The sequence below is a fragment of the Cupriavidus phytorum genome (assembly GCF_003254285.1).
GTDB lineage: Bacteria > Pseudomonadota > Gammaproteobacteria > Burkholderiales > Burkholderiaceae > Cupriavidus > Cupriavidus phytorum.
Map to the genome: position 1 here is coordinate 491,400 of NZ_QKZN01000005.1, position 13,328 is coordinate 504,727.

Genomic DNA, 13,328 nt, shown 5'->3' on the forward strand with positions numbered 1-13,328 from the left:
TGCGTTGGTGGTGCCACGCCGGCTCATGCCGGGGCGGTCAATGTCCCCAGGCGCGTGTAGCGCGACGGCTGGCCCAGTGCGCCTTGCGTGAAGCGCATCTCGATGTCGTCGAACGATGGCCACGACGCGGCGGGTGCGTCGGAAAGGAAGATTGCTCCATCGTCCTGCTGGCAGGCCACGCCGTTGTGCAGCCGCATCAGGGGCATGCCAAGCGCGGCCGCGGCGCAGGCCTCCCCGCCATTTGCAGCGATGAGCAACGCGCGGTCGGCAGGCACGTCGACGGCATGGAGCACCAGCCGCAGCAGGTCTGCGGGGCCGTCGCCGTGGCCCAGCGAATCCGCCGTGGCGGTCACGGTAAAGCGATCGGTGCGGGCCGGCTGGTCATAGCGGTCGAGCAGGGCGCTCAGCATGCGGGACGACATCATCGTCACGATGGCAAGCCTGGCTCCGGCTTGCTCGGCTTCGCGCATCAGCTGCTCGGTTTGCCGGCGCACGGATAGTTTCGCCCCCGTGCCTGCCTGGACGAACGCCTCCTGGTACGCCGCGCTGAAGTCTGCGCCCATTGCGCCGGCGGGCGCCGCTTCCGCCCGGGCCCCGGTGGCCGCTGCCAGGCCGGCTGCATGTTGCGCCTTGGTTTGGAACAGTACATGGTCGGCGGAAACAATCAGCAATTCGATCGACATGGTGGACTCCTGGATGGATTGGCGGAACGCGAAAAGGGCAGGGGGGATCAGGTCTTGACGTTTGCACTGTACGCGGGAAAACTCATATTGAATAATTGAGAAACAAAGCCGACCGATAGGTTTTTTTATATGAATAAGACCACTACCTTCCGACAGCTCAATGCGATCGACGCGGTAGCGCGCCTTGGCGGCGTATCCCGCGCCGCCGAGGAGCTGCACCTGACACAGCCCACGGTATCGCTGCAATTGCGACTGCTGGAAGAGGCCACGGGCACGCCGCTGGTGCAGCGTTCAGGCCGCGGCTTGCTGATGACGCCCGCCGGGGAAGTGATGGCGGGCTATGCCAGCCAGATCCTCAAGCTATGGCGCGATGCGGTGGAGGACGTGGCCGCCTTGCGCGGCGGCATTGCCGGGACCCTTCGCGTCGGCGCGATCACCACCGCCGAGTATCTGCTTCCGCAGATGCTGGTGGCGTTCACCCAATGCAATCCGGATGTGAAGATCGTGCTGCGGGTCGGCAACCGGGAAGAGATCGTGCGCATGCTGGGAATGCACGAGATCGATCTGGCCATCATCGGCCGCCCGCCTTCCGAGCTCAGGACGAATGCGGTGGCCTTTGCCAAGCATCCGATGGCCTTCATTGCCGCCCCTGACCACCCATTGATGTCACGGCGGCACAACACGTTGCACGATCTGCTGGCGGAAAACCTGCTGATCCGCGAACGCGGCTCAGGCACACGCGATACCGTCGAGCGCTTGTTCCGCGAGGCGGGGCTGCGCTTGCCGCATGGATCGGAGCTGTCCAGCAATGCCGCAATCAAGCGCATGGTCTCCGCAGGGCTTGGCATCGCGTTCCTGTCGCTGCATGCCTGCACGCTGGAGTTTGAAGCGGGACTGATCGGCGTGCTGCCGCTGGCAGGAAATCCGGTGGAGCGCGACTGGTATGTGGCACACCTGCCGGCGGTCCGCCTGCCGCCGGTCGCGTCGGCATTCCGCGCGTTCCTGGTCGAAAACGGGCCGGAGGAGATCCATCGGCAACTCGAATCGTTCGATGGCATTCTCAAGCGGCTGCATCAGTCCGAACGTCGGCGAACGAGGCTGAGGGGGAGCGCTCAGAAATAGGCCGGCACATTCCCGGGCGCTTCGTTCAAGTCGCAGCGCAGCCAGCCTGGACCAGGCGATCGAGCATGTTGGGAGGGCGTTCCGCAGAGTCTGCCGAGGTTGGCTCGAAGAAATGTCTTTTGTATCGACTGGCTCGAACTTTCAACGTCATATGCTGTTTTCACCGTGCTGTAATGAAGCCGTGGTGCTGCGACGTATCACCGCATTTATCGACGACCTTTCAGGACTGCCCAAATGAGCTTCATTCGCCCTAAATACCTCACCTTCGACTGTTACGGCACGCTGACCAACTTCCAGATGGGTCCGCTGACCCGCGAGCTGTTCGCCGATCGCGTTGCCCCCGAGCAGATGGACCAGTTCGTCAAGGATTTCGCTGCTTATCGCCTGGATCAGGTGATGGGAGACTGGCGCCCTTATGACGAGATCCTCGATACCGCCATTTCTCGCGTATGCAAGCGCTGGGGCGTGGAATATCGCGGCGAAGGACGGCTTTACTACAACGCCGTGCCGACCTGGGGCCCGCACCCCGACGTGACGGCCGGCCTGGCGAAGATCGCCGACAAGATCCCGCTGGTGATCTTCTCTAACGCGATGGACGCACAGATCATGTCCAACGTCGACAAGCTGGGCGTGCCTTTCCACAAGGTCTTTACCGCCCAACAGGCGCAGGCCTACAAGCCGCGCCTGCAGGCCTTCGAATACATGCTCGACAACCTCGGTTGCGGACCGGAAGACGTGCTGCACGTTTCTTCGAGCTTCCGCTACGACCTGATGCCGGCGGAAGACATGAAGATCAAGAACAAGGCCTTCGTCGCCCGTGGTCATGAACAGCCGGGTAACGCTTGCTACAACTACCGCCAGATCGCCGATATCGGCGGGCTGGCCGGTCTGGTCGGCCTCTGACCAGCAAGCGTCGCACCGCCTCGGCAAGAGGCGGTGCGACGTTGTGCCGTATCCCCGGCATGCTGTAACTCTGCCTTATCGAGTTTTCCCGAACCGTGGTGCACAAGGTGATCGCATGAGCGATAACGAAACAAAGAATGGTCGGCCGCTACGCAGCGCGCGCTGGTTTCGCAAGAATGATCTGCCTGGCTTCGTGCATCGTTCGACCTTGTCGACCGCCGGCTGGAGCCGCGAAGACCTGATGCAGCGCCCCGTCGTCGGCATTCTCAATACCTGGTCCGATATCAACCCGTGCAATCTGAATCTACGCACGCTTGCCGAAGAGGCAAGGGTCGGGATTCTCGAGGCAGGCGGTATCCCGTTCGAGGTGCCGTTGATGTCGATCAGCGAGAACATCATCAAGCCGACCTCCTTCCCGTTTCGCAACCTGCTGGCGATGGAAGCCGAGGAGACCATTCGCGGCTATCCCTTCGATGCGGTGGTGCTGCTCGGCGGATGTGACAAGACGCAGCCGGCACTGCTGATGGGGGCTGCCAGCGCCGGCGTTCCGTTCATATTCCTTGCCAGCGGGCCGGCCACGCCCCGCTCGGCGACTGGCGGAAATCTGGCGAACGCTACCGGTGTCTGGCGTCTGGTCGACCAGCTGCGTGCAGGAGAACTCTCGGAAGGCGATTTTGCCGCGTTCGAGCGAAACGTGATGGGGACGGCCGGCCACTGTGCGGAAATGGGTACCGCTTCTTCGATGGCGGTCATCTGCGAGGCCCTGGGTGTGTCGCTGCCCGGTAGCAGCCTGGTGCCGGCGGTCGACCGGCGTCGTCATCAGCTCGCCCGCGAGGCGGGGCGTCGTAGCGTGCGCATGGCCGCCGATGGCAGCCCGCGCCCGAGCGAGATTCTTGACGCGCGAGCCTTTGACAATGCCATTACCCTGCTGTGCGCGGTGGGTGGGTCGACCAACGTCATCATCCACCTGCTGGCGCTCGCCGGCCGCGTCGGCGTACCGCTGACGCTGGAGCGCTTCGACCAGATCGCCAGGCGCGTGCCTCTGATCGCCAACGTCCAGCCCGCCGGTGAACACCTGACTGAGCGACTGATGGCCGCGGGGGGCGTACCGGCCCTGCTCAAGACCCTCGGGCCCTTGCTTCATCTCGATGCGCGCACCGTCGACGGTCGCACGGTCGGCGCGATTCTCGATACGGCGGAAGTCTTCGATAGCGATGTGATCCGCCCGCTGGACCAACCGGTCAAGCCTGGCGAGACCATGGTCGTGGTCAAAGGCAACCTGGCGCCGGACGGTGCGGTGATGAAGACCTGTGCGGCGAATCCCAGGCTGTTCCGCCATCGCGGCCCGGCGGTGGTGTTCGAAGACGTACAGACGATCGCCGACCAGATCGATAACCCGGAACTCGGCATCGACGAGAACAGCGTGCTCATTCTGCGCAATGCCGGCCCCGTGGGCGCGGCGATGCCGGAGTGGGGCATGCTGCCCCTGCCGCGCCACCTGATGGAGCGTGGCGTGCGCGACATGCTCCGGATCTCCGATGCGCGAATGAGCGGCACCGCCTATGGTGCCGCCGTGCTGCATGTTTCTCCCGAGGCTGCGATCGGTGGTCCGCTGGCTCTGGTGCGTGACGGCGACATCATCGAGCTCGACGTCGCCGCGCGGCGACTGGAACTCTGCGTCGAACCGGATGAACTCGAACGTCGGCGCCAGGCCTGGCAGGCGCCGCCGTCCCGGCACGTGCGTGGCTACCGCAATCTATATAACCAACACATCGAGCAGGCTCATCGGGGCTGCGACTTCGATTTTCTCCGTGGCGCCAGCGAGGACACCCTTCCCGAGGGGCTGTTCGATGGCTGGGTAGGAGGCTGGTAGGACCCTGGCATGAGTATTCTTTATCGATCCGATGCCCCTCGCGCTGCAGCCTGGGTGCGCTACTTCGCCGAGCACGCACCCGACCTCGACTTTCGCGTCTGGCCCGATGCCGGCGACCTCGCCGAGGTCGAATACCTGATCGCCTGGCAGGCACCGGCGGAGTTCATCGCCAGGCTGCCTCGGCTGAAGGTGTTCTTCTCCTCCGGAGCCGGTGTCGACCATGTCGATTTTTCCGCGCTGCCCGGGCACGTTCCCATTGTCAGGATGGTCGAGCCGGGGATCATCAACGGCATGGTCGAATATGTCAGCCTGGCCGTTCTGGCGCTGCATCGCGACTTCTTCGACTACATGGCGGCGAAGGCGGCGCGCATCTGGGATCCGCTGGAGGTACCGCCTGCCTCGGCCCGCACGATCGGCGTGATGGGCATGGGCGCGTTGGGGTGTGCCGTGCTGGAGCGGCTGGCGAGCTACGGCTTCAACCTGCGCGGATGGAACCGCTCCCCGCGTGAGATCGAGGGCGTGGAGAGCTTCGCCGGCCCGGATCAGCTGCAACCCTTTCTCGCAGGATGCGACGTGCTGATCTGCCTGTTGCCGCTCACCGCGGCCACCAGGGGCATCCTGAACCGCGAACTGTTTTCGCTGCTGCCTGCCGGTGCGGCGCTGATCAATGTCGGGCGCGGTCCGCATCTGGTCGATGCGGATCTGCTCGAGGCCTTGGATTCGGGACGGCTATCGCGCGCGATTCTCGACGTGACCGAGCCTGAGCCCCTGCCTGCGGACCATCCATTCTGGGCCCATCCGCGGGTATTTCTGACGCCCCATGTGGCGAGCATGACCCAGCCCGAATCGGCGGCGCCGATCCTGCTGGAGAACGTTCGTCGACATCAGCGGGGTGAGCCGCTCGCGGACGTTATCGACCGCTGTCGCGGCTATTGAGGTGAGCGGCCCTTGCATGGGTCAGAACGAATGCGGCGGCAGTCAACTACGAGAATTTGCGGATCAGTTGCTGCAAGCGGTCGCAGGCAGCGGGAACCTGGTGTTCAATTGCCGTCGCGACACCAAGAAGCAGGCCGGACCGTTGCGTGGAGGCAGAGCAGAACCAGCCCGATAACGGTGCGGGCGCCAGCCCGTAGGCATAGGCCTCCCGGGCGATCCTCTGGTCGTCGGCGCCGTCCGGCAGTCTCACCACTACGGCGAGGCCTGCCGCATAGGCCTGGAAGTCCCGCACGTTGAGCGCGGCCAGCAGCGCATCGCTGCGGGCTGCGTAAATGCGCTTCATGCGGCGCAGGTGCCGCAGATAATGCCCATCCCGCATAAACTCGGCGGTCGCCATTTGCACCGCCGGCCCTGGCGCGGAAGCTAGGCAGGCGACGACTTCTTCGAAGCGCGATACCAGGCCAGGCGGCACGACCACGAAGCCGAGCCGCAGCGTCGGGCTGAGCGTCTTGCTGAAAGACCCGATATGGATCACCCGCCCGGCCCGATCCTGCGATGCCAGTGCGGGAGCCGCCCGCCGCCTGAGCTGGAGTTCGCCAAGGTAGTCGTCCTCGATGATCCACGCATCCGCGCGGCTGGCCCACTCGAGCAGTTGCACGCGGCGACCGAGTGACAGGGTCGGGCCCAGTGGCGCCTGCTGGCCCGCAGTGACCAGCGCCACCGCGGCATCCGGCGCATGCGCCTGGCCGTAGCCGACTTCGATGCCGTCTTCATCGACCGGGATGGGAACGATCGTGAGCCGGGACAGTGCCATGGCTCTGCGACTGGGAAGAAACCCCGGGTTCTCGACCCAGGCTTGCCGGCCCTCGGCCTGGATCACCCGCAGCGTGACACCGAGCGCGCCGGTAAAGCCCGCGGTGATGAAGACCTGCGAAGGCTGGCATTCAATTCCACGGGACAATGCCAGGTGCGCCGCGATCTCTCTGCGGAGTTCATGCTCGCCGCGCGGATCCGGGTAGGTCGCTGGTGCCTCGACCTCGTCACGTGCCGCCCGTGATCGCAGCCGTGCGAACAAGGGGGCAGGGAAGCAGTCCGATGCCGGCACGCCCATCTGGAACACCGCGGGACCCGGCAGGAAATGCTGGTACAGCGCCGAGCGCAGATCGGTCTCGACCGAACGCGCCTGTTCCGCGCGGGGCCGTGCCGCAGCGGCATGGTCGGAAACCCGGGTGCCGCCGGCCCGCGATGAGATCACCAGTTGCGCATCGGACAGCCGCTCGTAGGCGGTCCTGACAGTGCCTCGCGCCACGCCAAGCTGGGCAGCGAGGTCGATCCACGACGGCAACCTGGCGCCTGGAACCAGTACGCCACTCTCGATCGCACCGGTGATACCGAGCCGTATCTGTTCCGCCAGTGAGGTTCTGGACGCACGGTCCAGCTTCAGGTCGAGGATGCTGGTCATCGCCTCTGGTGCATTCAAAAATCGTGTTTTTGGTTCTTTTTTGTGAACCAGGTGAGGTGCATGATTCTAGCCTCCAAGGAGCCAAACATGAAACTGCAACGCATACTTCTATCCCTGCTGGCGGCAACGGGCATCGCCTTTAGCGGTGTCGCAGCGGCGCACGGCGCCGGCGACACGGTGAAGCCCAATTTCTCGAAGGAGATCCCCAATATCCCGGGCAAGTCGCTCGTCGCCGTCGAGGTCTTTTATCCGCCCGGGGGTGCATCGCTACCGCACACCCATGCCAGGTCGTCGTTCATCTATGCCTACGTCGTTTCGGGCAGCATCGCCAGTAAGGTGAACGACGAGCCGGAACGTGTCTACAAGGCCGGGGAGAGTTTCTTCGAGAATCCGGGCTCCCGCCATCCGGTGAGCCGCAATGCGAGCAAGACCCGGCCGGCCAAGCTGCTGGCCGTGTTCGTGGTCGATACGGCCGACCAGGAACTGACCATCAACGACAACTAGGAGTCTGAAATGAGACTGGACTACACCAAGGTATCGGCGGGCGGCGTCAAGGCATTTGGCGGCGTATACGGCTATGTCATGCAATCAGGCCTGGAAGACGTGCTGGTCGAACTGGTCTATCTGCGCGTAAGCCAGATCAATGGCTGCGCGTATTGCCTCGACATGCATACCCGCGACCTGATCAAGAAGGGCGTCACGCCGGCAAAGCTCGCGCTGGTGCAGGCCTGGCAGGAAGCGGGGCCGCTGTTCAGCGAGCGCGAGCAGGCGGCGCTGGCGTGGACGGAATCCGTCACGCGCGTCGCGGACACCCATGTGCCCGACGAAGAGTTTCGACGGGCCGCGGCGGTGTTCAGCGAAAAGGAACTCGCCGACCTCACCATGGCCATCGGGCTGATGAATGCCTATAATCGGCTCGCCATCAGCTTCCGCCGTGCCCCCGAGTCCGCCCTCGCTGCCGCAGCCTGAAGCGGCTGGGTCTCGAACACCGGGCGGATCTCGATGCCATCGCGGGAGCCACCAACGTGCAATCGACATCCCCAGATCACGTGCCGGGCCATGACGCGCACGAGCGCGCGTTGCAGGCGTCGGGCGACGCCGCCCGGCGCCTGTCCTGGGACGACCTGCGCATCATCAAGACCCTCAGCGAAAGCGGCAGTCGTGCGATCGCCGCCAGCAAGCTGGGCATCAACGTCTCCACGGTGTCGCGCCGGGTGGCGCAGGCCGAAGCGGCGCTGGGCGTCACGCTGTTCGACCGGCGGCGTGCCGGCTACCGGCTCACGGCCGAGGGATTGGAGTTGCGGGCGCTGTGCGAGCGCGTCGAGCTCGACGTCGTCAGCGTCGCCAGGCGTGTCTCGCGCGGCCTGCACGGACCGCTGGGGACATTGCGGATCACGACCAGCGACTCCCTGTTGCTGTACTTCCTCACGCCGATCATCGCGGACTTCAAGGCGCGCAATGCCGCGGTGGCGGTCGAGGTGCTGGTCGGCAACGGCGCCCTGAACCTTGCCCGCGACGAATCCGATATTGCATTCAGGGCGACCCGACGCCCGTCGGAAAGCCTGGTCGGGCGCAAGCTCGCGACCATCGCGTGGGCGCCTTACGGCTGCGCGACGCAGTTCGGCCGCAAGATGCCCGCGGCCGATGGCCTCTACGATCGCGCGTGGGTGTCCTATGCAGGCCAATTGTCCGGTCTCAAGGCATCTCAGTACGTCGAGCGCCGGGTCGCCTCCGGCAGTATTTCATACCGTTCCGACTCGGTCGCAGCGGTCAGCGCGGCCATCGCAGCCGGGCTCGGCCTGGGCTTTCTGCCGTGCATGCTGGGAGACATCATGCCCGGGCTGGTGCGCGTCGGTCCCGTCGTGCCCGAATTGCGGGATGAACTCTGGCTGCTCACCCATCCGGATATCCGAAGGTCCCGGCGCGTTCAGGCATTCATGAGCTTCTGCGCAGCCGCTGTCGCCGAACGCAAGGCATTGATCGAAGGCCGGGAGCCTGTCGGCGGCGCGTAGACCGAGGCCCGGCCGCCGCGGTCAGGCTGCCGCCGCCGGCCTCAGCACCGCCTTGCAGGCGATCTCGATCAATTGCGGTGCCATGGCCAGCCTGGAAACGCCGATCAGATTGCTTGCGCATTGCGGCCGTTCGGTACCGTAGGCCTCCTTGCGCACCGTGCCGGCGGCAGCGAATGCCGCATCCACGTCCAGCACATACAGCGTTTCTTCGACCACGTTGTCGAGTGTGGCGCCGAAGCGCGCAAGAATGCCCGACAGGTTTTCGTAGGTGGCGCGCATCTGGGCTTCCATCATGGAAAAATCGCGCGGCCGGCCGCTTGCATCGAGGGCTGCCGGTGCCACCAGGTTGCCGCTGCTGTCGTGGCTGAGCTGGCCGGAAACATAGATATCGTTGCCCACCTGCACCGCCTGCGCATAGCCGTATGCCTCTTCCCACGGGACACCCCAGTAGGTCGCTTTCTTTTCGATGGAACGCGCATTGCCAACCATGATCTGCTCCTTGAACGAAGGACCGCCAGGGAGAGACGATCCAGCACCCAGACTAGCATTGCGGGGCAATCCGATGCGGGGCATTTGTGCATTTTCAACGCGCAAAAATGCCATCGGATTTGCTGCGCCGGATATCCGGCTGTTGAAGGAGAGTGATCCAGATATGGGATGAGGTGTCTGATTTTTGTGGTCTACCGCCCGTATGCGGAACGGTCTAACGTTCACACCACGCGTCAGGCGCTATTCCATCCATCCTTCTGGAGCAATCAATGACCACCATCTGGGATCCGGTCCGCGTAGGGCGCATGACCCTGAAGCATCGACTGGCGATGTCTCCGCTTACGCGCAGTCGCGCGCTATCTGATGGCACGCCGGGACCGCTGGCTGCCGAATACTATGCACAACGGGCCTCGCTTGGACTGCTGATTACCGAAGGCACGCAGCCATCGGAGGACGGGCAGGGGTTTCCGAATTCCCCTGGCATCCATACCGAGGCGCATGTCGCCGGCTGGCGCAAGGTGGCCGATGCCGTGCACGCCAAAGGCGGTCACCTGTTCATCCAGCTTATGCATGCGGGCCGCATGTCGCACCCGGCCAATACACCGCACGGCCGGCAGGCCGTTGCGCCATCGGCAATCGCGCCGAACGTCGAGCTCTACACCCCCTCGGGCATGCTGCCGGTTCCGGTGCCGCGTGCCTTGACGCAAGTGGAGTTGCTGGCCACCGTTTCGGACTTTCGACGTGCTGCCGCCATGGCGGTGGAAGCGGGGGCCGACGGCGTGGAAATCCACGGCGCCAACGGCTACCTGATCCAGCAGTTCCTCGCTCCCAACGCCAACACGCGCATGGACAACTATGGCGGTTCGATCCCGAACCGGATCCGGTTTGCGATGGAAGTCGCGGCCGCGGTATCGGCCGAGATCGGCGCCGATCGCACCGCCATCCGCCTGTCGCCCGGATCGCGCCTGGGCGGCATCGATGAGGGCGAGCATTATGGCGACGTGTATCGCCATCTGGTTGGCGAACTGGCGAAGCTCGACCTTGCCTACCTGCACCTCGCGCACGGCGGCGACGAGTCGTTGCTGAAGGACATTCGCGCAATCTGGCGCGGAATACTGCTTGTCAATCGAATCAACCGGCCGATCGATGCTGTCGGCAAGGATATTGAAGCGGGACTGGCGGATATGGCCCCGATTGGCCGATGGGCGCTCGCCAATCCTGACGCCGTGGACCGGCTTCGCGCCGGCGAACCGATGAACGAGGCCGACCAGGGGACGTTCTACGGCGGCGGGGCCGAGGGTTACACCGACTATCCCAGGCTGACCACGTCGAACGTTGCGGCCAGGGTCGCCTGATCGCGGGCGATTCGGTTGCCGAGAGGGCGGAGACCCGTCCGTTCCGGATATGGGCGCCAGAATGGTGCTCCCTATGGAGCGTTGCGCCATCCTGCGGGATGGCTCTTTTTTCTTCCTCGCCGATCCGCGTGGCCACGTGACACGGCGGGTTCGATCCGTCGCCGCGACGGATTGACGGAATCATTCCGCCGCAAACAGCTTGCGTTCAGGAAACGCGTTGCTCAGATAGTCGACGAAGGCGTTGACTTTTGAACTCGAGAGCCGGCGGGATGAATGCAATACCCACAGCTCAATGGGGCGGTCCGGGACAGGACCCCATATGTTCAATGCGGCCTTGTCTACGGACGGCAAGCTGAGCAACGAGCGCGGCAGCAGGCCGACACCGGCACCAGCCAGCACCGCATCGCGAACCGGAATAAGCGACGACATGCGCAGGCGTTCCCGCGGATTGAGCGTGATCTGGCGGCCTTCATGCGTGAAGATCCAATGCCCGCTGTCGAAGCCACTGGCGAGCACCACCGCCGGCACATCGAAGACATCGCCGTCCTGACCTTCCGGAACGGGCATGGAGGCGGGCGCGACCACCAGCATCTCGTCACGCGCAAAGCAGCGCCCCACCAGCATTTCGTTGGGCCGGGGATTCACCCGAATGGCGACGTCGTAGTTCTCTTCGACCAACTCGACATTGCGGTCCTCGGCGTTGATCTCCAGTACCACATCGGGGTAGGCCCTGGCGAAGCCAGCAGCAAGCTTGCCGATCAGGGTATGGGAAAACAGCACCGGCGCGCTGATGCGCAGGCGTCCTCTGGGAGTCGACAAGCCTGTTGCGGCAAGGTCCCCGGCTTCCAGGATTTCCGCCACGAGCGGATGCGTGCGTTCGTATAGCGCGCGGCCTGCCTCGGTGAGCTTGAGCGATCGGGTGCCGCGTTCGAACAGCCGTACACCGAGGCTATCCTCCAGATCCATCACGCGTCGGGACAGCGTCGCCTTGGGACGGCCGCTGTACCGGCTGGCCTTGCCGAAGCCTCCTTGCGCAGCAACGAGATTGAAGTCAGCCAGCGCCGCCAGATCCACGGTAGGTCCAATGTTGAGCTTGTTGCCAAATCTTACCTTCGTTGTCCAGCAAATGAAAACGTTGTGCGGGTGCTTCAATGTCGGTGGGATCCGGACGGCGATGCCTGCGACGATCCCGAGGCCTTCACGTCAGGCACCGTGACGGCGACCACCTCGGTGGCGAGGATCTTGTGGCCGGGATCGGCCAGCTCCAGGCGCAGCCTGTGCGGCCCCGGCGTGAGCCCGACCACGATGATCGGATCGTCGCTGGTATGGGCCCAGGTGCCAGGAGTATCGTCGACCGTCACGTGCAGGTGCCCGATGCGAGGCGAGATCCCGGCGGCGGCATTGCCGAATACCGGCATGACGCGGAAATTCTCGGTGCGAAACTGGACGATGACGACGCCGCGCGCGAGCGGCTCAGGCAGAGCCGCGTAGGGGACCAGCTTTGGTGCGGGCTCGCTGCCGAGGGGAAGGATGGCAGGCGGGCGGATGGCGTCTGGTGCAGGTTGCGCGGAGACGCTCGCGCAGAACGCGGCTGCAATGCCGGCGGCGGAAAGCAACTTGAGGACAGGGTGCATGACGTTTTCCTTTGATGCGGAAGGTTGCCTCCACACGCACATCCGGGCCGGATGTGACGTGCGATTTCAGGATAGGCCTTGCATCTGAACACGCCGCCGCAGCGGGCTGTCGGGCGTTTTGTATGACAACGTAGCGGCGCAACCTGCTGATACGAACGAATACATTAAGTCCCGCGGTTCGCTACAGCCGGGATACATCCGCATCGTTCAATGCTGCTCAGGCAACGGTTATCCGCTGCTTGCATATATCCCAACCCGAAAAGAAAGGACACGTCCAAATGCATCTCGCCAAGTTTGCAACCGCCGCCATCACCGTCGCCTGCCTTGCCGCAACGTTCCACAACGCCCACGCACAAGCACCGGGGATCCATCGGGCCGACCTGGTTCGCGATGAACTCAGCGTCGCGGGCAAGGAAGGCATTCAGGTGCGCGTGGATTTTGAACCGGGCGCGTTCGCACCCAGGCACGCACATCCGGGTGAAGAGATCGCTCACGTGCTGCAGGGCAGCCTTGAGTATCAGCTTGGCGATCAGCCGCCGGTGACGCTGAAGGCCGGGGAATCGCTGTTCATCCCGGCAGGCACGCCGCATTCGGCACGGAATGTTGGCGGCGGCCTGGCATCGGAATTGGCAACCTATATCGTCACGAAGGGTTCGCCGCTGGTGGTGCCTGCGAAATAGGGGTTCCCGGCCTCTGGCCGGGAGGGGTGGAGGACTTGTGGTTCCACGTTTCACCACCCCGTATTGGCGTCTACCTGGCAGCGCTATGCAGCACGGCATTGCGCCGCGCATAGGCGAAGTAGATCACCAGCCCCAGCGCCAGCCACACCAGGAAGGCGGCCCAGGTCAGCGCCTGCAGG

Annotated in this window: 15 protein-coding genes; 9 read left to right on the forward strand and 6 right to left on the reverse strand. The window is 64.3% G+C overall.

Annotation, left to right across the window (positions count from 1 at the left end):
- Positions 1–23: 23 nt before the first annotated feature.
- On the reverse strand, positions 24–929 hold the full coding sequence (locus C7416_RS16410; protein ID WP_181461252.1) for an HAD family hydrolase: 906 nt from the start codon (positions 927–929) through the stop codon (positions 24–26).
- On the opposite strand from C7416_RS16410, the gene C7416_RS16415 reads away from it, so the two are divergent.
- The 4 genes from C7416_RS16415 to C7416_RS16430 all read left to right on the forward strand — a co-directional run bounded on the left by C7416_RS16415 (position 813) and on the right by C7416_RS16430 (position 5,517).
- Positions 813–1,805 carry a LysR family transcriptional regulator gene (locus tag C7416_RS16415; protein WP_111519874.1) on the forward strand — a complete coding sequence of 331 codons (993 nt, stop codon included), beginning with the start codon at positions 813–815 and terminating at the stop codon, positions 1,803–1,805. The two genes, C7416_RS16410 and C7416_RS16415, sit on opposite strands and share 117 nt — an antisense overlap.
- Before the next feature lie 234 nt (positions 1,806–2,039).
- Complete coding sequence (locus C7416_RS16420; RefSeq protein ID WP_111519875.1) at positions 2,040–2,708, forward strand: haloacid dehalogenase type II; 669 nt, start codon at positions 2,040–2,042, stop codon at positions 2,706–2,708.
- A gap of 115 nt (positions 2,709–2,823) precedes the next feature.
- A complete protein-coding gene (locus tag C7416_RS16425; RefSeq protein WP_111519876.1) occupies positions 2,824–4,581 on the forward strand; it encodes a dihydroxy-acid dehydratase in 1,758 nt (585 codons plus the stop codon).
- A gap of 9 nt (positions 4,582–4,590) precedes the next feature.
- Positions 4,591–5,517 carry a 2-hydroxyacid dehydrogenase gene (locus C7416_RS16430; RefSeq protein WP_111519877.1) on the forward strand — a complete coding sequence of 309 codons (927 nt, stop codon included), beginning with the start codon at positions 4,591–4,593 and terminating at the stop codon, positions 5,515–5,517.
- A gap of 46 nt (positions 5,518–5,563) precedes the next feature.
- On the opposite strand, the gene pdxR is transcribed toward C7416_RS16430, so the two are convergent.
- Entirely contained in the window at positions 5,564–6,979 is a 1,416-nt protein-coding gene (pdxR, locus tag C7416_RS16435) for a MocR-like pyridoxine biosynthesis transcription factor PdxR (RefSeq protein WP_111519878.1), read from the reverse strand.
- An 87-nt stretch (positions 6,980–7,066) separates the two neighbouring features.
- Between pdxR and C7416_RS16440 the strand changes: the two genes are divergently transcribed.
- Genes C7416_RS16440 through C7416_RS16450 form a run of 3 tightly spaced genes read left to right on the forward strand, consistent with a single transcriptional unit; the run spans position 7,067 to position 8,991 of the window.
- The gene (locus C7416_RS16440; RefSeq protein WP_111519879.1) at positions 7,067–7,483 is read left to right on the forward strand and encodes a cupin domain-containing protein; all 417 of its coding nucleotides are present in this window, start codon (positions 7,067–7,069) and stop codon (positions 7,481–7,483) included.
- Between the two features lie 9 nt (positions 7,484–7,492).
- A complete protein-coding gene (locus C7416_RS16445; RefSeq protein WP_111519880.1) occupies positions 7,493–7,948 on the forward strand; it encodes a carboxymuconolactone decarboxylase family protein in 456 nt (151 codons plus the stop codon).
- Positions 7,949–8,004: 56 nt separating this feature from the next.
- Complete coding sequence (locus tag C7416_RS16450; protein ID WP_198035604.1) at positions 8,005–8,991, forward strand: LysR family transcriptional regulator; 987 nt, start codon at positions 8,005–8,007, stop codon at positions 8,989–8,991.
- A 21-nt stretch (positions 8,992–9,012) separates the two neighbouring features.
- Here the strand turns inward: C7416_RS16450 and C7416_RS16455 are convergent, their stop codons facing one another.
- Complete coding sequence (locus C7416_RS16455; protein WP_240988159.1) at positions 9,013–9,594, reverse strand: Rid family hydrolase; 582 nt, start codon at positions 9,592–9,594, stop codon at positions 9,013–9,015.
- Positions 9,595–9,749: 155 nt separating this feature from the next.
- On the opposite strand from C7416_RS16455, the gene C7416_RS16460 reads away from it, so the two are divergent.
- On the forward strand, positions 9,750–10,835 hold the full coding sequence (locus tag C7416_RS16460; RefSeq protein WP_111519882.1) for an alkene reductase: 1,086 nt from the start codon (positions 9,750–9,752) through the stop codon (positions 10,833–10,835).
- Between the two features lie 180 nt (positions 10,836–11,015).
- Here the strand turns inward: C7416_RS16460 and C7416_RS16465 are convergent, their stop codons facing one another.
- Positions 11,016–11,909, reverse strand: coding sequence for a LysR family transcriptional regulator (locus C7416_RS16465; protein WP_111519883.1), 894 nt, complete (start codon positions 11,907–11,909; stop codon positions 11,016–11,018).
- Between the two features lie 74 nt (positions 11,910–11,983).
- Entirely contained in the window at positions 11,984–12,469 is a 486-nt protein-coding gene (locus C7416_RS16470; protein WP_111519884.1) for a DUF6130 family protein, read from the reverse strand.
- Positions 12,470–12,747: 278 nt separating this feature from the next.
- On the opposite strand from C7416_RS16470, the gene C7416_RS16475 reads away from it, so the two are divergent.
- Entirely contained in the window at positions 12,748–13,149 is a 402-nt protein-coding gene (locus tag C7416_RS16475) for a cupin domain-containing protein (RefSeq protein ID WP_111519885.1), read from the forward strand.
- A gap of 70 nt (positions 13,150–13,219) precedes the next feature.
- Here C7416_RS16475 and C7416_RS16480 read toward each other — a convergent pair.
- Positions 13,220–13,328, reverse strand: a 109-nt coding sequence (locus tag C7416_RS16480; protein WP_146604282.1) for an amino acid permease C-terminal domain-containing protein, incomplete at its 5' end; no start/stop codon positions are given.

What these genes read in the sequence shown, in the direction of transcription:
- C7416_RS16415 (WP_111519874.1), top strand. Translation starts at nt 813, where the DNA reads ATGAATAAGACCACTACCTTCCGACAGCTCAATGCGATCGACGCGGTA.
- C7416_RS16420 (WP_111519875.1), top strand. Translation starts at nt 2,040, where the DNA reads ATGAGCTTCATTCGCCCTAAATACCTCACCTTCGACTGTTACGGCACG.
- C7416_RS16425 (WP_111519876.1), top strand. Translation starts at nt 2,824, where the DNA reads ATGAGCGATAACGAAACAAAGAATGGTCGGCCGCTACGCAGCGCGCGC.
- C7416_RS16430 (WP_111519877.1), top strand. Translation starts at nt 4,591, where the DNA reads ATGAGTATTCTTTATCGATCCGATGCCCCTCGCGCTGCAGCCTGGGTG.
- pdxR (WP_111519878.1), bottom strand. Translation starts at nt 6,979, where the DNA reads ATGACCAGCATCCTCGACCTGAAGCTGGACCGTGCGTCCAGAACCTCA.
- C7416_RS16440 (WP_111519879.1), top strand. Translation starts at nt 7,067, where the DNA reads ATGAAACTGCAACGCATACTTCTATCCCTGCTGGCGGCAACGGGCATC.
- C7416_RS16445 (WP_111519880.1), top strand. Translation starts at nt 7,493, where the DNA reads ATGAGACTGGACTACACCAAGGTATCGGCGGGCGGCGTCAAGGCATTT.
- C7416_RS16455 (WP_240988159.1), bottom strand. Translation starts at nt 9,594, where the DNA reads ATGGCATTTTTGCGCGTTGAAAATGCACAAATGCCCCGCATCGGATTG.
- C7416_RS16460 (WP_111519882.1), top strand. Translation starts at nt 9,750, where the DNA reads ATGACCACCATCTGGGATCCGGTCCGCGTAGGGCGCATGACCCTGAAG.
- C7416_RS16470 (WP_111519884.1), bottom strand. Translation starts at nt 12,469, where the DNA reads ATGCACCCTGTCCTCAAGTTGCTTTCCGCCGCCGGCATTGCAGCCGCG.
- C7416_RS16475 (WP_111519885.1), top strand. Translation starts at nt 12,748, where the DNA reads ATGCATCTCGCCAAGTTTGCAACCGCCGCCATCACCGTCGCCTGCCTT.